Origin of the sequence: Streptococcus pluranimalium, assembly GCF_047785745.1 — a bacterium.
GTDB lineage: Bacteria > Bacillota > Bacilli > Lactobacillales > Streptococcaceae > Streptococcus > Streptococcus pluranimalium_B.
Genome location: NZ_JBLOJT010000191.1, coordinates 1 through 1,405, shown reverse-complemented (window position 1 = coordinate 1,405; position 1,405 = coordinate 1). Strand labels below are relative to the sequence as shown.

Annotated in this window: 2 protein-coding genes and 1 other annotated feature; both genes read left to right on the top strand. The window is 38.7% G+C overall.

The genetic code is table 11. From position 1 onward, the window contains the following. Nucleotides 1–224 precede the first annotated feature (224 nt). Nucleotides 225–361 (top strand) — a sequence feature (ribosomal protein L10 leader region). Between the two features lie 32 nt (nucleotides 362–393). Next, a complete protein-coding gene (gene rplJ / locus ACMZ6U_RS10385) occupies nucleotides 394–897 on the top strand; it encodes a 50S ribosomal protein L10 (RefSeq protein ID WP_416108341.1) in 504 nt (167 codons plus the stop codon). A 74-nt stretch (nucleotides 898–971) separates the two neighbouring features. Continuing rightward, the gene (gene rplL / locus ACMZ6U_RS10380; RefSeq protein WP_018379545.1) at nucleotides 972–1,340 is read left to right on the top strand and encodes a 50S ribosomal protein L7/L12; all 369 of its coding nucleotides are present in this window, start codon (nucleotides 972–974) and stop codon (nucleotides 1,338–1,340) included. Nucleotides 1,341–1,405: the final 65 nt, after the last annotated feature.

Sequence of the window (1,405 nt, the reverse complement as noted above, 5' to 3'; positions counted from 1 at the left end):
ACAAGCCCTGTTTTTCTGTTTTTTACCCTCACAAACAGCTTTGATGACTGCGTATTTCTTTGATGCTATCATAGTTAGTTCTATTTTCCTCATCTTTCTAGTTTAACAGACGGGACATTTTCACATTCGACCTAGCTAAGACATTATCACTTTCGAATGATATTTTTGAAAAAAATAATAGTTTAGACTTGTCAAAGGTTAATAATCATGATATTATAAATAAGGTTTTGAAATGAAACTGACCTAAGACAGCAGGGGAGTACGACTCATAAACATCCTGCCGAGGCACAAAACGTAACGAATATTTTGTAACGTATTGTACTTTCGTGTCTAGGTTTAGGTGCGATTTTTTTGTGCCTATCCCAAAAAATAAAAACGGAGGTAAAACTACTAATGAGTGAAGCAATTATTGCTAAAAAAGCTGAACAAGTCTCAGTTGTTGCTGAGAAAATGAAAGCTGCTGCATCTATCGTGGTTGTAGATTCACGTGGACTTACAGTTGATCAAGATACTGTACTTCGCCGTAATCTTCGTGAAAGTGATGTTGAGTTTAAAGTTATCAAAAACTCAATCTTGTCACGTGCCGCTGAAGAAGCAGGACTTTCAGATCTTAAAGAACTTTTTGTTGGACCATCAGCAGTAGCATTCTCAAACGAAGATGTTATCGCACCAGCTAAAGTTATCAGCGAATTCGCTAAAGACGCAAAAGCTCTTGAAATCAAAGGTGGTGTTGTTGATGGTAAATTCACAACTGTGGAAGAAGTCAACGCTCTTGCATCACTTCCAAACAAAGAGGGTATGCTTTCTATGCTCCTTTCTGTTCTTCAAGCGCCAGTTCGCAACGTTGCATACGCTGTCAAAGCTGTTGCAGAAAAAGACGAAGACGGTGCTGCATAAGCATCTCTCCGCTACTCGTAGCCTAAGGCTACAAACATACTATGTTACATAATCTATATTTGGAGGAAATTACAATGGCATTGAACATTGAAAACATTATTGCTGAAATCAAAGAAGCTACTATTCTTGAACTTAACGATCTTGTAAAAGCTATCGAAGAAGAATTTGGTGTAACTGCTGCTGCTCCTGTAGCTGCTGCAGCTGCTGGTGGTGCTGACGCAGGTGCTGCTAAAGATTCATTCGACGTTGAATTGACTTCTGCTGGCGACAAAAAAGTTGGCGTTATCAAAGTTGTTCGTGAAATCACAGGCGAAGGTCTTAAAGAAGCTAAAGCTATCGTTGATGGCGCACCATCAGTTATCAAAGAAGGTGCTTCAGAAGCAGAAGCTAACGAAATCAAAGAAAAACTTGAAGCAGCAGGTGCTTCAGTTACTCTTAAATAATCATTCTTATAGCTTAACCGCTTAGAAAGATTATCAAACCACTGTTCTTCGGAATAGTGGTTTTT

What these genes read in the sequence shown, in the direction of transcription:
- rplJ (WP_416108341.1), top strand. Translation starts at nt 394, where the DNA reads ATGAGTGAAGCAATTATTGCTAAAAAAGCTGAACAAGTCTCAGTTGTT.
- rplL (WP_018379545.1), top strand. Translation starts at nt 972, where the DNA reads ATGGCATTGAACATTGAAAACATTATTGCTGAAATCAAAGAAGCTACT.